Origin of the sequence: Chitinophaga sp. 22620 (assembly GCF_052044405.1) — a bacterium.
In the GTDB taxonomy this organism is placed as follows: Bacteria; Bacteroidota; Bacteroidia; order Chitinophagales; family Chitinophagaceae; genus Chitinophaga.
In genome coordinates this window covers 953,132-975,850 of record NZ_JBQEMV010000002.1, presented here as the reverse complement: position 1 = coordinate 975,850, position 22,719 = coordinate 953,132, and the positions used below count along the sequence as shown (strand labels likewise).

14 protein-coding genes are annotated in these 22,719 nt (G+C 53.1%); 7 read left to right on the top strand and 7 right to left on the bottom strand.

The genetic code is table 11. The features are described 5' to 3' along the window. Nucleotides 1–15: 15 nt before the first annotated feature. Nucleotides 16–963, top strand: a complete 948-nt coding sequence (locus ACTJIK_RS13640) for an arginase (RefSeq protein ID WP_440646931.1) — start codon at nt 16–18, stop codon at nt 961–963. Between the two features lie 29 nt (nt 964–992). Here the strand turns inward: ACTJIK_RS13640 and ACTJIK_RS13635 are convergent, their stop codons facing one another. Then, nucleotides 993–2,057, bottom strand: coding sequence for a DUF3810 domain-containing protein (locus ACTJIK_RS13635; protein ID WP_440646929.1), 1,065 nt, complete (start codon nt 2,055–2,057; stop codon nt 993–995). 16 nt (nt 2,058–2,073) lie between these two features. On the opposite strand from ACTJIK_RS13635, the gene ACTJIK_RS13630 reads away from it, so the two are divergent. Beyond that, nucleotides 2,074–2,955: a fructosamine kinase family protein gene (locus ACTJIK_RS13630; protein ID WP_440646927.1), complete on the top strand. Its 882-nt coding sequence runs from the start codon at nt 2,074–2,076 to the stop codon at nt 2,953–2,955. Here the strand turns inward: ACTJIK_RS13630 and ACTJIK_RS13625 are convergent. Further along, complete coding sequence (locus tag ACTJIK_RS13625) at nt 2,952–5,366, bottom strand: PAS domain S-box protein (RefSeq protein ID WP_440646925.1); 2,415 nt, start codon at nt 5,364–5,366, stop codon at nt 2,952–2,954. The two genes, ACTJIK_RS13630 and ACTJIK_RS13625, sit on opposite strands and share 4 nt — an antisense overlap. 272 nt (nt 5,367–5,638) lie before the next feature. Between ACTJIK_RS13625 and ACTJIK_RS13620 the strand changes: the two genes are divergently transcribed. From ACTJIK_RS13620 to plsX, 3 genes are read left to right on the top strand one after another with little or no spacing between them, the layout of a single operon-like run. After that, entirely contained in the window at nt 5,639–6,175 is a 537-nt protein-coding gene (locus tag ACTJIK_RS13620) for a YceD family protein (protein ID WP_440646923.1), read from the top strand. 32 nt (nt 6,176–6,207) lie between these two features. Beyond that, nucleotides 6,208–6,402: a 50S ribosomal protein L32 gene (gene rpmF / locus ACTJIK_RS13615; RefSeq protein ID WP_120516147.1), complete on the top strand. Its 195-nt coding sequence runs from the start codon at nt 6,208–6,210 to the stop codon at nt 6,400–6,402. Nucleotides 6,403–6,449: 47 nt separating this feature from the next. Further along, nucleotides 6,450–7,403: a phosphate acyltransferase PlsX gene (gene plsX, locus ACTJIK_RS13610; RefSeq protein WP_440646920.1), complete on the top strand. Its 954-nt coding sequence runs from the start codon at nt 6,450–6,452 to the stop codon at nt 7,401–7,403. 79 nt (nt 7,404–7,482) lie between these two features. Here the strand turns inward: plsX and ACTJIK_RS13605 are convergent, their stop codons facing one another. Both ACTJIK_RS13605 and mazG read right to left on the bottom strand, forming a co-directional pair. Then, nucleotides 7,483–11,232: an ATP-binding protein gene (locus ACTJIK_RS13605; protein ID WP_440646918.1), complete on the bottom strand. Its 3,750-nt coding sequence runs from the start codon at nt 11,230–11,232 to the stop codon at nt 7,483–7,485. A 3-nt stretch (nt 11,233–11,235) separates the two neighbouring features. Continuing rightward, nucleotides 11,236–12,000, bottom strand: coding sequence for a nucleoside triphosphate pyrophosphohydrolase (gene mazG, locus ACTJIK_RS13600; RefSeq protein ID WP_440646916.1), 765 nt, complete (start codon nt 11,998–12,000; stop codon nt 11,236–11,238). 167 nt (nt 12,001–12,167) lie between these two features. Here mazG and ACTJIK_RS13595 point away from each other — a divergent pair, with 167 nt between their 5' ends. Next, entirely contained in the window at nt 12,168–14,429 is a 2,262-nt protein-coding gene (locus tag ACTJIK_RS13595) for a Tex family protein (RefSeq protein ID WP_440646915.1), read from the top strand. 50 nt (nt 14,430–14,479) lie between these two features. Here ACTJIK_RS13595 and ACTJIK_RS13590 read toward each other — a convergent pair whose 3' ends face one another. After that, on the bottom strand, nt 14,480–16,024 hold the full coding sequence (locus ACTJIK_RS13590) for a RagB/SusD family nutrient uptake outer membrane protein (protein ID WP_440646913.1): 1,545 nt from the start codon (nt 16,022–16,024) through the stop codon (nt 14,480–14,482). A gap of 33 nt (nt 16,025–16,057) precedes the next feature. After that, nucleotides 16,058–19,114: a SusC/RagA family TonB-linked outer membrane protein gene (locus ACTJIK_RS13585; RefSeq protein WP_440646911.1), complete on the bottom strand. Its 3,057-nt coding sequence runs from the start codon at nt 19,112–19,114 to the stop codon at nt 16,058–16,060. A gap of 182 nt (nt 19,115–19,296) precedes the next feature. Between ACTJIK_RS13585 and ACTJIK_RS13580 the strand changes: the two genes are divergently transcribed. Beyond that, a complete protein-coding gene (locus tag ACTJIK_RS13580) occupies nt 19,297–22,194 on the top strand; it encodes a triple tyrosine motif-containing protein (RefSeq protein ID WP_440646909.1) in 2,898 nt (965 codons plus the stop codon). 9 nt (nt 22,195–22,203) lie between these two features. Here the strand turns inward: ACTJIK_RS13580 and ACTJIK_RS13575 are convergent, their stop codons facing one another. Continuing rightward, entirely contained in the window at nt 22,204–22,716 is a 513-nt protein-coding gene (locus tag ACTJIK_RS13575) for a hypothetical protein (RefSeq protein ID WP_440646907.1), read from the bottom strand. Nucleotides 22,717–22,719: the final 3 nt, after the last annotated feature.

Sequence of the window (22,719 nt, the reverse complement as noted above, 5' to 3'; positions counted from 1 at the left end):
ACACCAAAACAATGTATGAAAAACATCAAGATCATTGAGGTTAAGTCCGAGATCGGCGCAGGCACCCGTGGCGCCAGCCTGGGGGTGGACGCCATCAAGATTGCCGCGCTCGATTTTATGAGCAATTTCTTTGTGCACTTCCCCACCGAAGCGGTGGAAACGGAGAACAAGCTGCTTTTTGAACCGATAGAATCCCCTTACGCCAAACGCATCAAAGGCACTTACGCCTTGTACGAACGCGTGAGCAAATCCGTTTGCGATACCATTAAGCAAAACTGGTTCCCGGTAGTGTTATCCGGCGACCACAGCACTGCCGGCGCCACCATTGCCGGGCTAAAGATGGCCAGGCCCAAAGCCAAGCTGGGCGTGATCTGGATCGATGCGCATGCGGACCTGCATACGCCTTTCACCACGCCGTCAGGTAATATGCACGGCATGCCGCTGGCCATTTCCATTGCGGAAGACAATGAGGACCATAAGGTGCACGACCTGGACGACAACACCCTGCGTATGTGGAACAACCTGAAAAACCTGGGGAAAATATCGCCGAAGGTGCTGCCGGAAGACATCGTATTTATTTCCCTGCGGGATTATGAGAAGGAAGAAGAGCACCTGATCAAAAAATACGGCATGAAGGTGTTCACCACCAACGAAGTGCGCCGCAAGGGGCCCGAAGCCATTGCCCGATCCGTATTCCGTTACCTCAGCGATTGCGAGTACATCTATGTTTCTTTTGATGTGGACAGCCTCGATGCGTCTATCTCCCGCGGCACCGGCACCCCGGTGAGCAATGGCCTGAAGGAAAGGGAAGCGGAAGACCTTATTTCGAAGTTCATGCAGCACCGTAAGATCTGCTGCTTCGAGATCACGGAAGTGAACCCTACGCTGGACAGGGAGAATCTGATGGCGGAGATCGCTTTCAATATCCTGCAACGCAGCGTGAATGTGCTGATGATGAACTGATGCCGCGGAAGAGGCGGGCCTGATGCGGATCAGATCCCGTAATAAGCCATGAGCCAGCCGATCACTTCGCTGTAGCTGCGGATGCCATGCTTCTGGCGGTTAGCCTTGAGGTATTGATCGTACAGCACCGCCGAATAATTATCCACCGGCCCTTCATATTTTTCATAGAACCGGATCAGCTTCCGGACGTCTTCCTTTACACCAGGGTCCGTCTTGTCCCACAAGACCCTTGCCAGGTAACCGTTCCGGCGGCCCAGGCGGCGGATGCTGTAGAGCAGCATGTCAAAATTGGCGGCATAACGGAAACGGCTGTCCGTCATCCTGCTGGCGGCGAGGTACCCCACAAAATTCGCATCTTCTTCAGGCGCAAAGCCCAGCTGGTGGGCAATTTCATGGCAGGTCACAAAAGGCTGCTGGAATGCCGGCACCGTGGTATTCACCTGCGCTTCGTTGGTAAAGGGATTCAGGTAGCCGGTTACGCCCAGGTAGTTGAGGTATTCGCCGAACAATGACGATTTTACGGAAGTATGCCTGTATTCCAGTGTGGGAGCGGATTTAGCCAGGTCGTTATAAGCATGGGCTGCCATGCTGAACATTTGTTGCTTACCGAGCGGCTGTTTTTCCATCTGCGCGCGGTCGCGGTTCACCAGTTTTACGAGCGTGTCCGTAAGCAGGTAAAGGTCCGCCGTGGTATAGTTCTTCGTTTTAAAACCAAGGTCCGCCACCATGGTAGTGCGGCGATAATGCCCGCCCCATAACAGCAGGAAAAAGAAGTAGAGGCTGAGCAGGGCGGCAACGGCTTTCAGGGTCATTTGCAAAAGTTCCTTCCATCGGCCGTGAATGAGCACCCACAAGCATCTTAACAAAAAAATTATACCGATTACGACCCAGACGCAGTATATTACATCGCCGATACTGAAAGGCACCCTTCCAATCAGATTTCTTAACAACGTACTGATAAATTCGTACCACCTATGAAAGTAGAGCCTTGCAAGCCACCCGTCCGCTGCTATGACCCAGGTCAGCAAAAGTATACCTGTAATACTGACCGCGATTGAGATGACCTGCCTTTTTAGCTGAACCCTTGTTTCCATTTTAAGTTGAAGGACTATGATAGATGAAATGACTAAACGGGAGCTGAACACTGCCCTGTCCCGTCAATTATCGGTGAAAATACAGATAAATCACGCAGAGCGGATACACGGCGGGGACATCAACGAAACTTTCCTGCTGGACACATCAGAGGGCCGCTGGTTCCTGAAGATGAACGATGCGCGGAAATACCCCACCATGTTCGAGAGGGAGCTGAGCGGGCTGGAAGAGCTCAGGGCCGCGGGTGTCATTTCCGTTCCAAAACCCTTTTGTTACGGTACGGCTGGCAACAGGGCCTTCCTCCTGCTGGAATATCTTGAAAAGGGCAGCGCGGCGCCTGACTTCTGGGAAAACTTCGCGGCATCCATGGTGCGCCTGCACGAGCATACGAGGCCTTATTTCGGGCTGAACGACGCCAACTATATCGGTTCCATCAAACAATACAATACGCCGTATACCAGCTGGGCGGTGTTCTACGCATTCAACCGCCTGATGCCGCTGGCGAAAATGGCATTCGACAATTACAGGATAGACCGGCCGGTGATGCAGCAGCTGGAAAGCCTTTGCAGGCGCCTGCCCCAGCTGTTTCCCGAAGAGCCGCCGGCATTGCTGCATGGCGACCTGTGGAGCGGCAACTTCCTGGTAGGCAACAACGGCAAAGCCGTTATTTTCGACCCTGCTGTATATTACGGGCACCGTGAAATGGACCTGGCTATGACGCGCCTGTTCGGCGGGTTCGACACGCGGTTCTATTACACATACCAGGCCATCCGCCCCCTGGAATCAGGATGGCAGCAGCGGCTGGGCTTGTGCCAGCTGTACCCGTTACTGGTACACCTCAATCTTTTCGGCGGGAATTACTTTAATGACGTGAAGGATGTGTTACAGCAATACAATTAGGAATTTTGATGATTCTTCACGAACTCGTGCATTTTTTGTAATTCAGACTCGATAGTGGGATAAAGGTTGGTCACTTCTGTAGCGATCTCGTCCAGCATACCGGGGATCACGCTCAATACTTCGGCTTTTTCTTCGCCCTTTTTGTCTTCCGCTTTACGCAGAATCCCTTCCAGGGCTTCCATTTTGCCTGTGATCCAGGTGAGGCCCACCATTGAAAAGTTAGGTTTGATCTTGTGTACCTGGAATTTGAGCTTGTCCCAGTCTTTTTCCTGCGCCACTTTTTCCAGTTTCCCCATTTCCTCCTTGATCGTCATCACGAATATCTCGAACAGGTCGATCGCATAACCGATGTTGCTTTCATAGAGGGTGTTCAGGTATCTGACGTCCAGCGCCGGATGGAATTCGTAACCGCTTATATTTTGCACTTCCATAATAATTTCTGTTTCATCTTCATTGAGGTACTTGTTCAACACCTGCAACAACTGATCGGGCGTATAGGGCTTCGTGAGAATATCCGTAATACCGATCGTGCGGGCCAGCGAAACCGTGCTGGGCATGGCCGCCGCCGTGGTCGCGATCACGGGGGTAGCCACGTTGGGGCGGCTTTCATCTTCCCGGATCTTTTTTGCCAGCTCAAATCCATCCATGCCGGGAATGCGGATGTCCATCAGCACCAGGTCGTACTGCCTGGATTCGAGGAAATACAGCGCGTCGGGGCCGTTGGTGGCCAGCTGGTAATGTATCTTATACTTTTCCAGCAGGCTGATCACATACTTGAGGTTCATCGGGTTGTCTTCCACCACCAGCACTTTCGCCTGCCCGAAATCGATCCTTGAGTATTTGTTCTCGATATCCGATTCAGCGCCCGGGGCCAGCGGCTTCCGGGTATCTATGAACGGGAGGGTGAAGCTGAAGCAGGTGCTGTATTCCGGCCCCTCTTCCACCGCGATGTTCCCGCCCTGCAATTCCACCAGCTGCTTGGCGATGGCCAGGCCCAGGCCCGTGCCGCCGTAACGCTCGCGGATGTCTTTTTCCGCCTGCTTATAGTTCTGGAAGATCAGCTCCAGCTTGTCTTTATGGATGCCGATGCCCGTATCGCAGACCTTGAACCGGATCCAGAGCGCATTGCCCTGGACGTCCTCCAAATGCACTTTTATCGCAATTTCACCTTCTTTCGTGAATTTCTCCGCATTTCCTAACAAATTCATCAATATCTGGTTCAAAATCATATCGTCCCCGATCAGCAGGGTATCGATCTTCTTGTCCAGCTCCACGGTCACCTGCACGGGCCGCTGGGCCAGTTTAAGCTGGAAGGTGTGCTTCATGCTCTGCACCAGGTCGCGCAGGTCAAATTCCCGGGGGTGCACTTCCTGTTTGCCGGCCTCTATCTTGGAAATGTCCAGGATGTCCGTGATCAGGCCGTGCAGGATGCCCGACGAATGCTTTAATATTTTGATATATTCCTTTTGTTCTTCGTTGAGGGTGGTTTCATCCAGCAGGTGGGCCATGCCGATAATGGCGTTGAGCGGCGTGCGTATTTCGTGGCTCATATTGGCCAGGAATTCCTTTTGGGCGCGTTGGGCTTCTTCAGCGGCCTGTTTGGCCAGCTCGAGCTCCTTTTGCAGTATCTTCTGGGGGGTGATGTCCATATGAATGCCCACCCCGCCCACGGGATTGCCTTCGCTGTCGTAAATATTGCCGGAGCTGGCCAGCACCCATTTGCGGGTGCCATCTTTCAGCACGATCTCCATATCGTAGAGCAGGGCCAGCTTCTTTTCCACGCGGTAGCGGCGCAGGTTGCGGGCGTATTCCCGGTTCTCTTCGGGCACAAATACGTCGGTAATGTTGCGGCCCAGCAGTTCTTCTTCCGTGTAGCCGGACATGCGGCAGAAACTTTCGTATACCTTGGTGATATTGCCTTCCAGGTCTGTTTCACAGAGGGCGGCGTTGAGATTGTCGAGGATGACGCGGTATTTTTCGTCCGTGCGCTTCAGCTCTTCCTGCCACTGGCGGTGGCGGGTAACGTCCACGATCTGCCAGATGCTGCCGGCAAACCGGCGGCCGTCGAACACGGGTATATAGCTGACCTCGCGGATATGACCGGTGCAGAAGGTGAGTTCCCAGCCGAAAAAAGGTTTTCTCTTCTTCCGTAACTCTTTCATTTTCAATTCAAAACCAGCAGGGTCGGTGGTCAGCGGCCCGATATGGTCCACGAAGGGCTGAAATGCCAGGTTGATGATATTGCCTTTGTAGGGGAAGGTGTTGTAACCCATGAACACGTCGTTGCCCCAGATGAAACGGTGTTTTTCATCGGAAACAAGCACGCCTGCATTGGTATTCTGGAGGTAAACTGAAATGGGGAGGGCAAAAATGTCCGGCAGCCCTTCTGGGGTGGAGGGAGTGGTCTTCAAAGAGCGTTTTTTTGTCCTGCCTATTCTACCTTTAGGTGCCATATCATCTGGGGAATAGGGGGCTTTATAGGATTCCATAAGGCATTAAAAACAAAATTATCCGAGTACTGTGTGAAGTTATTAATTTTGACGGAAGTATCTATCCTTAAATATCTGACATTTTTATATATTTTCATATATAATACTTGGTTGACAATCAGCAAAAGTAGGAAATTTTTGCTTTTGAGAATATTTGATTACCTTTGCATCCCTCTAAAAGTGAGGTTTTAGATATGAAGCACCTCCGCGAATTCGACATAGCTTTTGTAGGTCTGACGCCCGGAGTGCATACATTCCAATACCAGATCACTGACAGTTTCTTTGAGAACTACGGTCAGCAGGATTTCTCGAATTGTAACGCGACTGTAAAGTTACAATTTGACAAGAAAACGGGGTTTTTCCTGTTGAAATTCGAGGTTGGGGGTACCGTTACGGTAACCTGCGACCGCTGCGGCCAGCCGTTCGAGATGCAATTATGGGATGATTTCAACCAGGTGATCAAGCTGGTGGATAATCTCGGGGAGATGAATACCGATGAGGATCCGGATGTTACTTATATCAGCCGGGCCGAAAGCCACCTTAACGTGGCGGATTTCGTTTACGAATTCATCAACCTGAGCATCCCGATGCAGCGCATCCACCCGGACAAGCCGGACGGAACCAGCGGCTGCGATCCGAAGGTGCTGGAGATGCTGGCTAAGATGAACAAACCGGGCGACGACGATACGAATCCGATCTGGAAAGGATTGGAGAAGTTCAGAGACAATTAAACAAATACGTAGACAATTAAAAATTAAATAAGATGCCGAATCCTAAACGCAGACACTCGCAACAAAGATCAGCTAAGAGAAGAACGCATTACAAGGCAGTTGCTGACACTTTAAGCACAGACAGCGCTACCGGCGAAGTGCACCTGAGACACCGTGCTCATTGGGTAGAGAACAAACTGTTCTACAAAGGAAAAGTTGTTTTGGAAAAACAAGCTGCTGCTAAATAATAATTTTTACTAATTTTACACCCGAGCTAACAGACAAACTACAGTTCATGAGAATCGGGCTTGATATGATGGGCGGCGACTATGCCCCCGCAGAAGCAGTAAAAGGAGTACAGTTATTTTTAGACAGCGTAGCAACAGATGCGCACCTCGTGCTGATCGGTGATGAGCAAGCCTTAACGCCGCTGCTTGAAGGCGCACAGTTGGACCAATCAAGATATACAGTTGTTCATTCATCCCAGGTTATCGGGATGAATGAACACCCTACCAAAGCACTCAAGGAAAAGCCGCAATCTTCCATCTCCATCGGCTTTCATCTTCTTCAGAGCAAAAAGATCGATGCTTTCATCAGCGCCGGCAATACTGGCGCCATGATGGTGGGTGCGATCTATTCCATCAAACTTATTGAAGGCATCCTGCGCCCCACCATTTCCACCATTCTCCCCCGCGAGAACGGTTCGCTTGGTTTATTGCTGGATGTGGGCATCAATGCGGACTGTAAGCCGGAAAACCTGGTGCAGTTCGCCGTTCTCGGTTCCCTCTACTCCCAGTACATCATGGGCACCGCTTCCCCGAAAGTGGGCCTGCTGAACATCGGCGAGGAAGAAGGCAAGGGCAACCTGCTCGCGCAGGCCACCTATCCCCTGCTGAAAGAGAATACCCAGCTCAACTTCATCGGCAACGTGGAAGGCCGCGATGTGTTCAAGGAAACGGTGGATGTGATCGTTTGCGAGGGCTTCACGGGCAACGTGGTGCTGAAAATGGCCGAATCCTTCCACGACGTGGCCGTTCGCCGCAATATCAAGGACGAGTACTTCGACCGGTTCGATTTCGAGCAATACGGCGGCACCCCCGTGCTGGGCGTGGCTGAACCGGTGATCATCGGGCACGGTATTTCCGGCGCCAGGGCCTTCTCCAACATGATCAACCTCGCCAAACAAATGATAGAAAGCAAACTGCTGGAAAAGATCAGGGAAAGCTTCGTGGTAACCAACGAAAGCTGATCCCGTACAGCGTAAAAATATTAACGGCCGTTCCGGTATATCACCAGGACGGCCGTTTTTTTATGTCTTTACCCATCGTTTACGGCACCAGCGGCAACCTTACGAAGAAAGTAGTGCCCACGCCCGGCGTGGTCTTGAACCAGATCTCCCCGCCCGCCTGCTCCACGATATTCTTGCACATCGCCAGGCCCAGGCCGGTCCCGGAAGATTTCGTGGTGAAGTTGGGCACGAATATTTTCGGCTGCACGTCGTCGGGAATGCCCGTGCCATTGTCCGTCACCTCCACGATCACGTGATCCCCATCGTCCTGCACGCTGATGGCCACATGCCCCTCCTGCCCTTCAGGTATGGCCTGTATGGCGTTCTGCAGCAGGTTGGTGAACACGCGGTTGATCTGCGTTTTATCCGCATCCACGAGGTAAGGCTTCTGCTGCCGCTCGTAATAGATATGGCATTCGGGGTTGCTCATATACAGTCCTGTTACGGATTGCAGCACCTCTCCGAGCGAGAACACCTCGTTGTTCACCTTCGTGATATGCGCAAAGGCCGCAAAGTCTGACGCGATGTTCGACAAATGTTCGATCTGCTCCACCAGCGTGTTGGCCACGTTGCGGGAAAGCGCCTTTACATCCGGCGAATCGTTGGCGATGGCGCGTTGCAGGTATTGGATGCTCAGCTTCATGGGCGTGAGCGGGTTCTTGATCTCGTGCGCCACCTGCCGGGCCATTTCGCGCCAGGCCCCTTCTCTTTCGCTTTTGGCCAGCATTTCGGCGCTCACTTCCAGCTTCTGCACCATCTTGTTGTATTCCGTCACCAGCAGGCCGATCTCGTCGTCGTTGGCCCATTGTATCTGCTCGTTATGCTGGCCGAGGTTCACGCTGCGCAGTTTATCGGTAATGAGCGAGAAGGATTTTGTGATGGTGTTGGAGATCAGCAGCACCAGCAGGCCGGCGATCAGGAAAATGAATGCGTTGATATTGATGAGCGCAACCAGGAAGGTGGATATCTGCTGGTTCAGCTCCGTCTGCGTCGCGAAATAAGGCACATTGAGGTATGCAAACACCCGCCCCTGGCTGCGCAGCGGCACATAGCTGCTGATGTACTTCATCTCCCCTATCCGCTCTTCCTGTATGTACTGGATCTTGCTGAGCCTGCTCAGCTGGAAATAAGCCACGGGGTTCATCGCTTCGGAAAGCAAACCTTTTTCCAGCATCAACGGCTGTGCGGACAGCTGCAGCTGCCCGTCGGTATCGTAAATATTGACGTCCACATTATGCTCGGAAGCGATCTCCGCAATTTTGGCGGAGAGCTGCGAGGCGAAGATGGAATCATACAACATGTCCATTTCATCGAACTGGCGGAGGGTGTAGAATTCTTCTTCAATATCCTGCCCGATGCTGTGCACGGTCCTGCTCAGCTTCTCCGCGTTCTCGGCGCGGTAGCGGCCGTAGAAGAAGAGGATGGTGGCCAGGCCCAGCGCGAGGAAAGCGAATACCACCGCGCCGATGATAGTGGTCTGCACCTTGGTGCGGATGGTGAGCTTCACCAGCGTTCTGAGGTTAGACAGGCGGAGCCTTGCTTTGATGAGCAGGTCCAGCAGGCTGTATACGCCGATGATCAGCAGGAAGAGGCAGAACATGTAAGCGAACAGGGTAATGAACTCCAGGAAGTTGGCCATCTTCCGCACCACCACTACCATCTTGTCTTTGGACGCCCTGTAATACAGCAGCGAATTGTTCCCCTGTTCATCAAACAGGATGTCCGCCCCGGGAGTTTCGGGCGTGCCCAGCCGTGTTTTGAACGGGAAATTCCCGTGATTGTTCACCAGCACGCCTTTGTCGTATACGGCATAGGAATACTGGTCGGTGATCTCCTGCCCTAGATCGTCGCGGCCCGCGTCTATCAGTAGTTCGGGGTACAGGCGGTCCGGCTGCGCGATCTCCGCTTCGGAGCGCACTTCGTAGAACAGGTAGCCCACAGGCAGGCCGTCGTAGCCGGTGAATTCTTTTTTTCCGATATAGCTGTAGTCGCGGAAGCTGCGTTCGTCGTAATACAGGTCGTTGCCCAGCACATGCGAGAGCGTATTGCCCATGATGCGGCTTTGCAGCGCCACGAACGGCACGGGGTCGCCGTTGTAGAGCGGCTGCCCTTCGGCATCGTAGGTATAGAACGATACGTTGAAGCGGCTGAGGTAACGGGAAAAATATTTTTCGCGCAGCATTCCTTCCAGGTTCTTTTTGTATTCGCGGTTGGGGCCCATGAAATATTGGCGCACGAAAGCGTCTTGCGTAAGCCGCTCCCCTACGTCGTTCAGCAGGGTCTCGATGTACGGGTCGCGCTGTTTGGACAGGTTTTCCGCAACGCTCTGGCGCGTGGTCAGCTCTTTCTGGTTGTTGTAATAAATGAGCACGGCCGAAGTGGTGACGGTCATCATCAGCATCCACATAATAAAGGGAAGCGTGGCGGAGCTGCTGGAGAAACGCAGCTCCAGCAGGTCCAGTATAATCACGTAGCCCAGCAGCCAGAACATGAGCACCACCGAGGCCCCGAAGTCGGGCAGGTTGAAGCGGAAAGCCAGCCAGATGAGCCCTACGATAAAAAGGGAAATGTATTTGGTGCGGTACTGGAAATCGGTCAGCTGGTTCAGCAGGTAGTTTACGATCTGCGAAAAGAACAGGAAGGTGATGGCGATGAAACCCAGGCTCATGCTGCCTATCACGCTGTATTCGTTGAGGCTGAAGAAATTGGTGACGTCGTAGGATATCCTGGAGTCTATCACGAGGCTGCGGATCAGGTCAAGCAGGAACTGCCCGGCGATGAACATGACGAGCCCCGCCGCGCCGATGATCAGCCAGCCCTGCCAGCGTTTGCGCAGCACGGGCGGGTGAATGGTGCGCACGTGCTGGCGGAAGAAAAGGATCAGCCAGAAAGTGAGCAGCACGTTGAGCGAGAGGTCGCCCAGGCTGCGGAATACGTCATCTTTCGCGTAGATGGTGGGTTGGAAAAGGTTCAGCGCGCTCAGGTCTATCGGGAAAGGATACAGATAGGTGAGCACCCGGAACCCGAACACCACCACGAGCAGGAAGAGGAAGCCCCAGCCTGGCGTCAGCTTTTTGGCCAGCAGCGTGGCGAACAGGTTGATGAATATGAACACGCAGATGCAGCCCATGGTGAGCAGCAGAACGCTGGCGAGGCTGGGCGATGTTTCTGATTTGGAAGGGTCGTAGTGGAGGTAGAACAGGATGGTCCTGTTTATATCCAGCACGGGCAGGCCGGGCGGCCGGTTCTGAATAGTGTATTCGGGGCCTATGGCGGGGCGGCCGTAGAACGATCTGCCGAGGTAATCGTTCGTGATGGCAAACTCCTGCATCACGGGAATAAGGCCGACCAGGTATTTGCCCGGCGCGGTACGGTGGCAGAGGATCACATAATGGCCGTTGGCCAGTTTCCGGAAAGTGAGGCCGGGAAAAAATCCTTCCGCTACAGGCGGCTGCACGGTGCTGGTGCTCCAGAACTTCAGCCTGGGGCCATATTCCAGCGAATCGTAGGCAAAAACGAAGAAGTTCTCGCTATAGATATCATCCAGGGTCTCCTGGTTGAAATTCCCTTTGAAAAGACTGTTTACCAGGGCCGTATCCGCCGCCAGCTCCCCGAAAGCTTGCTGCCGGCTGCTGATATCGCTTTCGAGGCTGCGCTGCACGCCGTGGGGGGAGGAATAATAGCTCCAGTAGTTGTTGAACAGGAATGCGAATGTGAACAGCCATGCCGCAATGATGAGCAGGTAACCGTTCCTGAGGATAAAGAACCTTATTTCCTTGATATCGAGCATATGTTATTCGCCTTCCTTTATCTGGTTCCAGAGGCCGTCCATTTCGGTGAGGCTCATCTCGTCCAGCCGCCGGCCGGTTTTGGCGGCCATTTCTTCCATGAGCTGGAAGCGGCGGATGAACTTCTTGTTGGTGCGTTCCAGGGCGTTTTCAGCGTCTGTTTTCAAAAACCGGCTGTAGTTCACCAGCGAGAACATCAGGTCGCCGAATTCCGCCTCTATTTCATTATGATCGCCTTTTTCCACCGCTTCCCTGAGCTCGCCCATCTCCTCTTCCACTTTATCCCATACCTGCTCCCGGTTTTCCCATTCAAAGCCAACCTGTTTGGCCTTTTCCTGCAAACGCATGGATTTCACCAGCGCCGGCAGCGCAACGGGCACCCCGCTCAGCACGGATTTCTTTCCTTCTTTGAGCTTCAGCTTCTCCCAGTTCTGCTTCACCTCTTCGGCATCGGCCACCTTTACGTCGCCATAGATATGCGGGTGCCGGGCCACGAGCTTGTCGCACACGCCGTTAATTACATCCGTGATGGTGAATTGCTGCTGTTCGGCGCCTATCTTTGCATAGAAGACGATATGCAGCATCAGGTCGCCCAGCTCTTCCCTGATCCCTTTATAATCCTCTTCCGTAATGGCGTCCGCCAGTTCGTACAATTCCTCGATGGTGAGCTGCCGGAGGGATTGAAGGGTCTGCTTCCTGTCCCAGGGGCATTTCTCCCGCAGGTCGTCCATAATCTGTAATAATCGGCTGAAGGCTTGTTCCGGCTGCATAACATTTAATATTAATGATCTGGCGCTAAGAAGCGGTAAAATAATGCAATTTCAGGATATCCCCGCGGGTGGAAAAGCGGGGCGGCTTATTGTTAATTTCTTTTTCTTGGCGGAATAGCCAATTTAATTAGCTTTGCGGCCTTAGTAAAATCACAAAAGAAACGAATATGAATCCGAAATACGTGGCCCTCATTTCTGCTGAGCTGAACATCTCGATGAAGCAGGCTGAGAATACCATGAGCTTACTGGCAGAAGGCTCCACCGTACCTTTTATCAGCCGTTACCGGAAGGAGCAGACCGGCAGTCTCGACGAGGTGCAGATAGGCAAGATAGAGGACCTGGGCAAACGCTACCAGGAAGTGGACGACCGCCGGGCATTCATCATCAAAACCATCACCGAACAGGGAAAAATGACCGACGAGCTGCTGGCCAAACTTGAAGCCAGCTGGGTGCTCACGGAACTGGAAGATATGTATCTCCCCTACAAGCCAAAACGCAAGACCCGCGCCATGGCTGCCATCGAAAAAGGCCTTGAGCCGCTGGCAGACCTGATCCTGGCGCAGGAAGCCGGGGAGATCGACGAAGCCGCCAAAACGTATATCAACGAACAGGTCGCTTCGGCAGACGAGGCCCTGAAAGGCGCGCGGGACATCATCGCGGAAAGGATCAACGAAAACGCCGAGCTGCGCGACAAGCTGCGCAAGCTTTTCACGCATACCGCGAAATTCAGCTCCAAAGTGATCGAAGGAAAAGAAGCCGAAGGCGTGAAATACAAAGACTACTTCGATTTTTCCGAAGAGCTGCATTCCATTCCTTCCCACCGCGTGCTGGCCATCCTGCGCGCCGAAGCGGAAGGCATTCTTTTCGGCAATATCTCCCCCGATGAAGAAGAAGCGCAGAGCATTATTCACAAACAATTCGTGACCGGCAACGGCCCTGCCAGCCAGCAGGTGGAAAAAGCCGCCGCGGACGCATACAAGCGCCTGCTGCGCCCTTCGCTCGAAAACGAGAGCCGCGCCGCCGCCAAGGAAAAAGCAGACACCGAAGCTATTGAAGTGTTCGCCGAAAACCTCCGCCAGCTGCTGCTCGCAGCCCCTCTCGGCCCCAAGGCCGTGATAGCGGTGGACCCCGGGTACCGCACCGGTTGCAAGACCGTGGCGCTGGACAACCAGGGCAATATGCTCGCGCACGACGTAATGTTCCCCCTCGAAAAGAACTACAAAGCCCAGGACGCCGAGCACCTGCTGCGCAACTGGGTGAACAAATACGAGATCCAGGCCATCGCCGTGGGCAATGGTACAGCCGGCCGCGAAACCGAAGACTTCATCAAAAAGATCGATTTCGGTAAAAAAGTAAATGTGTTCATGGTGAACGAAAGCGGCGCCTCCGTGTATTCCGCTTCAGAAGTGGCGCGTGAGGAATTCCCGAATGAGGACGTGACCGTGCGCGGTTCCGTATCCATCGGCCGCCGCCTGATAGACCCGCTGGCAGAGCTGGTGAAGATCGATCCGAAAGCCATCGGCGTGGGCCAGTACCAGCACGACGTGAACCAGAGCCACCTCAAACAAAGCCTCGACCGCGTAGTGGTGAGCTGCGTGAACAATGTGGGCGTAAACCTCAACACCGCCTCAAAGCATCTGCTGGCGTATGTTTCAGGCCTCGGCCCTTCGCTGGCGGAGAACATCGTGAAATACCGCAGGGAGAACGGCGCTTTCAAAAACCGCCAGGAACTCAAAAAAGTATCCCGCCTCGGCGATAAGGCATTCGAACAATGCGCAGGCTTCCTCCGCATCGAGCATGGCGACAACCCGCTGGATAATTCCGCCGTGCACCCCGAGCGTTACCCTGTAGTGGAAGCGATCGCGGCAGGGCAAAAATGTACCGTATCTGAACTGATCGGCCGCAACGAGCTTCGCAAACAAGTGAACATCAAAGATTACATCAGCGAAGAAGTAGGCCAGCTCACCCTGGAAGACATCCTCAAAGAACTGGCCAAGCCCAGCCGCGACCCCCGCGACGAGATCGCCATCTTTGAATATGCAGAAGGCATCAAATCCATGGAAGACGTACATCCCGGCATGACGCTGCCCGGCGTGGTGACCAATATCACCGCATTCGGCGCTTTCGTGGACATTGGCGTGAAACAGGACGGCCTGGTGCATATCTCTCACCTCTCCAACAAGTTCATCAGCAACCCGAACGAAGCCGTGAAGCTGAACCAGAAAGTAACGGTAACCGTGCTGGAAGTAGACATTGCGCGTAAGCGCATTTCGTTGTCCATGAAAGACAACGAGCCTAATACCGGCGGAAGCGGCGGTGGTGGCCAACGGAAAGAAAGAAGGGAAGGCAGGGAAGGCAAACCAGCCAAGGAAGCGCCGCTCAACGACTTCCAGGCAAAACTCCAGGCATTGAAATCGAAATTCAAATAATAAAAAAAGCCCCGGTACATCACCGGGGCTTTTTTATGTCAGTTTTTATCTCAGTTCTTAAGATTAGCGTTCCTGTCTTCCTGCTCCTGCGGTATCGGCAGGAATTCGCTCTGCCCTACCGTAAAGCCCGGCAGCACAGTGGCCGCCTGGCCGGTGCGCAACAGGTCGTTGAACCTTTCGCCCCACCATTCGCAGATCAGCTCAGCGCGGCGTTCGTTCAATATCTGCTGCACGGTAGCGCCTGCGATCGGGTTAAGTTTTGCGCGGACGCGCACCAGGTTCAGCTGCACATCGCCGCTCTGCCCTTTGCGGACCTTTGCTTCGGCGTTCATCAGCAGCGCTTCGGCATAACGGAATACGCGGACATTATTATTCGCGCCGTAATAATCCACGCGGCCCGGCGTCATTTGTGATTTCGGGTAATAAGCTTTGCCGTTGAAATATTTTTTCCGTCCCGCATTACCTGAAACCGGGTCGCCGTCCGGCGTAAGGGCGGTAGTGCCGGGCTCACCGTTCACACCGCACCTGAGTATCGTCGTTCTCATTCTCAGCGTGTCCTGGCGTGCTGCCAGGAAATCCACGGCTTTCTGGGTGGGCACCATCCAGCCGGAGCCGGATATCGGCATGCCATGGGTATTTTCCGGGCCCTGGAAAAGGAAGAAATTGCCCCACAGTTCGTTCGCGCCGCCTGATGTTACGATGTCGCCGGACTCGTTCCCGAAATCGGAATATTGAAATTCGAGGATGGCTTCATTGGAGAGTTTGCCCGGTTTTTTCCATAGCTGGTAATAATCGGGGAACAGGTTGAATTTCCCGCTGTTGATGATCTGGTTCGTGCAATCCAGCACCACATCCCAATGCGGGCTTGCGTTGTTGTTGCCGGCCAGGTCCATCGCGGCTTTGGCTTTCAGGAAAAGCGCGGTGTATTTGGTCACGCCGCCGGCATGGGTAGCCTGGTTGGGGCGGGCATCTTCGAGGTTGGCGATGCAGAAGTCCATTTCTTCCATCACGTGTGCCAGCACATCGGCCCTGGATGTTTTTTTCGCTTCGCTCAACTGGTTCGGATCATTGCTTTCCATTCCCAGCACCGGCACATCGCCCCAGTACCTGCTGGCCCAGTAATGCCCGAGCTCCCTGAAAAAGCGTACTTCGGCGCGGTATTGCTCCAGGAGCTTCTGGTTGGCGGCGTCGCCGGAAGGTATGCGTTTGCCAAATTCATCCAGCTCGGCCAGCGCACTGTTCGCGCCCAGCACTACACCGTAAATGCTGATCCACATATCGTTGATGCCCCAGTAACTTTTTACCGTTACGTTGTTCTGGTAATTGTGAATAGCGATCTGTCCCGCATCGTCGTTGCCGGGCTCTATTTCATCGCCGCGCACCGACCTGATGGTAACGCTGATCCATTTCGCGAATGTTCCGCTGGCAGCGGTTCTGTACGTACCAGATACCGGCTGGTACATCAGCGAAAGGTTTGAGTAATCGATCGTGGTTACCGGCGGCTCGTTCTCCGCCAGGCGGTCGAGGAATTTTGAACAACCGGACAGCAGGGTAATAACAGTTGCCAGAATTGTGACTTGTTTGTATCGTTTCATAAGAATTTTTTTGAGTGGTGTTGACAGGATAAACTAGAATGATGCTCTCACGCCAAGGCTGTACGTAGCCGATATGGGATATACGTTCATATCGTAGCCATACCCGGAAACTTCAGGCGTAAAGCCGTTGTATTTAGTGAAAATGAAAGGCCTGTCCGCCGTGGCATATACACGGATCCTGGAAGGATTGTTTTCCTTGCCCACATTGAAATTATATCCCAGCTGTATGTTCTGTATGCGCAGGTAAGAACCGTTCTCAACAAAGAAGGTGTTGCTTACCTTGAACCATCCGTCTGCAATAGCGTTGGCGGAAGGATAAGCGTTAGTGGAGCCGGGCCCCGTCCACATGTTGCTGGCGAAATCCGCGTCGATGTTCAGCGAGTTGGACGCCTTGTATAATTTACCGCGGTTCAGGTTGAGTATCTTGTTGCCCGCCGACCCCTGGAATGCGATGCTGAAATCGAAGTTCTTATAGTCCATCGCGAGGTTGAATCCATAAGTTACCTTGGGAAGATAGCTGCCCATGTTGATGCGGTCATTGTTGTCCAGCACGCCGTTGCCATCCTGGTCTTTATACTTCAGGAAGCCCGGGCGTATTTTTGAAAGAGCCGTTGCATTGTAGTTGGACGCAATGGGATCTTTGGCGATCTCGTCGTCCGTCTGGTACACACCGATCATTTCGTATCCATAGAAATACCTGAGCGGCTGCCCTACGACGGTCCTGTTGGGGAATTCGGCTATATACGGAAAAACGCCGTCAATCATGCTGGGAAGCGTACCCAGGCTTGTCACCTCATTCTTTAATGTTGAAAAGTTGCCGCCTACTTCGTAATGAAAATCCCCGATCTTGTCGTTCCAGCTGAGCTGCACATCGAAGCCGCTGTTCACCATTTCCGCCCAGTTGCCGTAAACGCTTTCGTAAGTGAAGCCAAATGGCCTGTTGAGAGCCACATCCGAGGTTTTGCGGTGATAGTAATCGACGGAGCCTTTTAATCGCCTGTTAAGCACTTCAAAGTCTATACCGCCATCCCATTCTGTTACTACTTCCCAGGTAAGATCGGTAAAGAACCTCTTCACCGTATACCCGGGCACGTAAACGCCGTTGGCGGTCGGCGTACTGCCGAATATGCCTGAAACAGGGCTTCCCTGGGTTACGCTCGCATAGCCGGCATTGGAGCTCACCCCGTCGTTGCCCAGCTTGCCCCAGCTGCCGCGCAGCTTCAGGTAATCGAATATATGCTGGCCTTTCATGAAATTTTCACCGGTGATCACCCAACCAAGACCTACGGAAGGGAAATAACCCCATTTTTCCTGGTACTTGGAGCTGCCGTCCGCGCGGAGCGTGGCGGTGAGCAGGTACTTGTTGTCGTAGGAATAAGTGCCGCGGGTAAAGAACGATAGTCCCGCATTTCGGGTACCATCTTCATCGTAGCCGTTCTGATCCCTCGTTCCCTGTGTTACATACCATTGTTCCTCCGCAAAGGGCACGTTGTTGGCAGATACCCATGTTTGCCTCCAGCGTTCTTCTCTTGCAGACTGCCCCAGCAGCAGCGACCAGTTATGTTTGCCTTTGCTGTCGCGATAAGTGAGCAGGTTATCCAGCACATAATTCGTCGTGCGTTCCTGCGTAGACCTCAAATTGGAAACGGTCACGCTGGTGCCCGGGCCCAGGTTGCGTTCCTGGCCGTATTGCGCGCGCAGGCTGGAAGCGTACAGCTGGTTGAGCTGCGAGCGGAACGTGAGTTTGTCTTTCCAGAAATTCGCTTCCACATACAGCGTGGGCAGCACCTGGAAATTTTTCAGCCTGTTGTAATTATAATAAGCATTGGCCACGGGGTTTGCGTCTTCCCTGCCGATGGATGCGGCCGCGGTGAATTTTACAGGGAAGGCGTTAACGTTCTGCTCGTCGTATACCGGGAATAAGGGAGTGGCGGAATATGCATCGGAAAAGGCATCGCTGTTGGGCACAAATGTCGTGGAGTTCACCACGTACGCCGTGAAGCCCACTTTCAGCCAGGGGTACGCCCTTGCTTCCAGCTGCAGCCTTGCATTGTATCTTTCAAAGCTGTTCTTCGATTCCTGGATACCGTTCTGATAAGTGTAGTTGAGGCCGACCGAGTAGGTCACTTTATCGCTGCCGCCCTGGATGTCTACCCCATGATTGGTGATAAGCGCCCGTTCGCGCAGCAGCTCGTCGTACCAATCAGTGCTGGTAGAAGGGTTCAGCCCGCTGCCGCCGAATCTTTCGGAAGACAGCCGGATGGTATTCGTGTCCTGTGTCGTTCTTCTTTCGAGGGCAAATTTCGTGTATTGCTGGCCATTAGCCATCTTGAGCATGTTCACCGGTTTCTGGAAACCTACGTACCCGTTGTAGGTGACGCGGGTGGGCATGTTGAGCTTGCCTTTTTTTGTCGTGATGAGCACGACGCCGTTGGCTGCGCGCACACCGTAGATGGCAGCGCCCGATGCGTCCTTCAGAATGGACATTTCGGCGATGTCTCCCGGGTTGAGGAAATTGATGTCGTTAACGAACATGCCGTCTACCACATATAGAGGACTTTCGTTATTTAAAGATCCAATGCCCCTGATGCGCACGGCGGGAGAACTGCCTGGCGCGCCGTTGCCCACGATCTGCACCCCTGGCACGCTGCCCTGAAGGGCATCCATGGGAGTAGATGTAGTGCGTTTCATCATGTTCTCCGTGTTCACGGTGGTAATGGGCGCTGTGAGGTCCCCTTTTCGCTGGGTACCGTACCCTACCACCACCACCTGCTCCAGCGTGGCCCCTTCGGCGGGCTCCAGGGTGATCTGCATGTTGTCCGCAACGGCAAAGGCCCGCCTGTTGTATCCAAGGATGGTCACGACCAGGGAATCCGCCGTTGCAGGCACGTTGAGTGTGAACGCGCCGCTTTCCGAAGAAATGGCGCCTACCGTGGGCGCGTTCTTTACAGTGATGGTTGCACCAGGGAGGGGAAGCCCCTGCTCATCCTGCACCCTGCCTTTTACGGTCCTCGTCTGGGCCTGGGCGGATGCAAAGATCCCGGGTAAAAGAACGGCGATAATAAAGCATACTGAGAAAAAATACTTCATACGTGGGAAATTTAATTCAGGTTATAGTAGCGGTTTATCAAACACTTACTCAAAATTAACAACCTTATCAACCGGAGCGCTTAAATTCACTACATCATTTCCTCATCAAAAATTTCTAAGTGACTATTTTTCAGTAAATTCAAACTACTTCATCACCTCATCTAAGTAGGAAATTCTTGTATATGAGAACTTTAGTCCTCCTGCTACTGCTCTTCAGTACAGCCACCCGGGCACAGAATACTTTGGGAATTCCCTTCGTTGTCAACTATCATAAGGCCCTGTTCAATGGCGGCAGCCGTACCTGGGATATCGAACAGGATAACAAAGGGATCATGTATTTTGCCAACGACGAAGGGCTGGTAACGTTCAACGGCAGCTTCTGGAAATTATTCCCGCTGCCTAATAAAACTGTGCTGCGGTCCATTCATATCGACGCAAACGCCAGGGTGTATGCCGGCGGACAGGACGAGATCGGGTATTTTGAAGCAGGAAGCAACAACAGCTTGCGCTATACCTCCCTCAAAAAACTAATCCCCGGGCAATACCAGGATTTTGCAGACGTCTGGAATACCGTCGTTCATGAAAAAGCCGTCTTTTTCCGGGTTACCGACCGGATCTTCAAGCTGGAGAACAATCGCATAGTAGTATATAAGCCAGCCAGGGAGTGGATCTTTCTCGGTAAGGCCGGGAACCGGCTCTTTGCGCAGGACGCCGCCAACGGCCTGCTGGAATATAAGAACGGCCGCTGGGTGCCGCTGGTGAACGGCAGGCTCCTGCAAGGCGTGTCCATAGCTGCCGTTTTTCCATCCGGGAAGGAAGGCTATCATATCGAAACGGTCAATGATGCTTCATATTGGTTGAATAATGATACCGTTTCCAGCATCAGGGGCATTCCCCGTGAAGGTAAATACACCCCTTCATTTTCCCAGCTCAACGATACCGCATTTGCTGTGGCAACCGCCCTGGAAGGCTGCCTGGTGCGCGATGCCCGCCATCGCCTTATCCAGCGGATTTCTGTCGCGGAAGGCCTTCAAAATAACAATACTACATCTGTCTTTGTTGACAAAGACAAAAATATCTGGGCCGGGGTAGACAATGCGGTCGCGTTTATCAGCTACAGCTCGCCGATAAAGTTCGTTCGCCCTGACAAGCTGAATGATGTGATCGGTTTCTCCACCCTGATCTTCAACGATCAACTTTACCTTTCCACGTCCAATGGCATTTACGCCGCTCCCCTGGCCGGCGGCGCGGGCGACCTGAGCCTGCAAAAAAGCCGGTTCTCGCTGGTGAAGCGCAGTGACGGCGGCGAGGCCTGGCAGCTGGACGAGATCAACGGGCAGCTGCTGTCCACTCACAACAACGGCACCTATGTGATCAGGAACCAGGAAGCATTCCCCATTTCGCAGAACATGGGATCATGGAAATTTTTACCGCTGTCTTCCGTCTATCCCATACAAAATATACTGGTAGGCGGCTACTGGGGCATAGACCTGCTGCAGTTCAGCGACAACGCGTTCCGGCACGCAGGAAGGCTGCAAGGCACCTCGGACTCCTACCGTTTCCTGACCATGGACGAGAACGGCGACATCTGGTCGTCCCATCCATACCGGGGCATTTACCGGCTGCGGGTATCGCCGGACAGCCTGCGTTATACCGCCCGTTTCTATTCCGCTGCGAATGGGCTGCCCTCCGCGTTCAACAACTATGTGTTTAAAATAAAGAACCGCATTGTATTCCCCACCGAATCCGGCGTGTATGAGTTCAATGCGGCCGCGGACAAATTTGTTCCCTCCGATTTTTTATCCGTTTTTGACGGCATGGCCATCCGGTATATGAAAGAAGACGGGGAAGGCAATATCTGGTTCTGTAGCGGCAGGAAGGTCGGGTTAGCCCGCTTTGCGGCAACAGACACTGCCCGGAGCTCTTTTACCATCGTCTATTTCCCTGAGCTGGAAGCCCATATGCTGTCGAAGTTTGATAACATCTACCCCTACAACCCGGAAAATATCTTTATCGGTTCCGAGAAAGGCGCCATCCACATCAATTATAAAAAATACGTTTCCCGGAAACGGGCGCTGACCATTTTCCTGAACGAGGCCAAGGCCATCGGGGAAAAAGACAGCGTATTGTCCGGCGGTTTCTTTTACAGGAATGCGCAGGGAGAATACTCCCGGCAGCAGCATGACGTGCACTCCCTGCCTCCCAGCTTCAACGCCTTTCACTTCGAATACAGCGTGCCCGCCTATGGTTTTACCAACGAAATAGAATACAGCTACTGGCTGGAAGGCTATGAAACGGAATGGTCTGCCTGGAGCACCAAAACAGCAAAGGACTACACCAACCTGCCGGACGGCAATTATACCTTCAAGGTGAAGGCGCGGGACAACCTGCATAACGAATCGAAAGAGCTGGAATATTCCTTTTCAATTAGCCCTCCCTGGTATAAATCCGGCTGGGCGAAGCTGGTTTATTTTGCGATAGGCGTCATGATCTTATACCTGCTTCTCAGCTGGCACAAAAAGAAACTGCTCCAGCAGCAGAAAAAATTCGATGAAAAGAAAAGGCAGCTGGAATACATCCACCAGCTGGAGCGGGAAAAGAACGAAAAGGAAATTATCCAGCTGCAGAACGAAAAGCTGGCCGGCGAGGTAGCGCTCAAAAGCAGGGAGCTGGCCAGTGCCACCATGCAGCTGGCGGGAAATACGGATACATTAAGCAAGCTGAAAGACCAGGTATTCAAGCTGAACCACAACGGAGGCAGCGGCAGCGAAGGCGAGATGAAAAAGATCATTGCGCTGGTAAAAGGCGCGGAGGAAAGCAACGCCAACTGGGATAAGTTTGCGGCTCATTTTGATGAAGTGAACAACGATCTTTTAAGGAAGCTGAAAAAAACATACCCGGACCTGTCGCGAAGCGATCTGAAGATCTGTGCCTACCTGCGCCTGAACTTCTCTTCCAAGCAAATATCCCAGCTGCACAATATTTCCGTGAGAGGCGTGGAGATACACCGCTACAGGATAAGGAAAAAGCTGGGCTTAAAAACGGGTCAGTCCATCAGCAGCTTCCTCGATGCCCTGTGATCATCCGGTCTATTGCTCCTCGAACTTCATCATCCACTGCAGCAGCTTTTCGGGATAGGCCGCGTCCCCTTTTTCGCCGTAAAGCTTCACCGCCTTGTTGCGCGCAATTCCGATGTAGATCACGTCCTTCTTCATATCAATGGCGATGGCGGCTTCTTCCACCGAGCAGTCATGCGGCTTGCAGCCTTCATTGAACAATATGCCCGACTCGATCTCCAGCGGGGGCGTTACTTTGTAGCGGGCGATAAAATCTTTTTCCTCCTCTCCCAGCATTTCCTTCAGGCGCGCTTTGAGCGGCTTCTGATCAAGGAGCTTCACGTCGGAGGCGTATTTGCCGTTAAACTTCTCGAACGCCTTCCAGGATTCGATGAGCGAGGGCGTTACCGTCGTGTCCGTGATATGGATCATCGTGTCCGTGGGGATCATGGTCACGGAATCAGGCTTGTGCTGCTTTTTCTCCGGGGAAGAAGGATTATTGCAGGCCAGCGACAGGCAAACGGCGGAAAAGATTATCAGCCTCATATG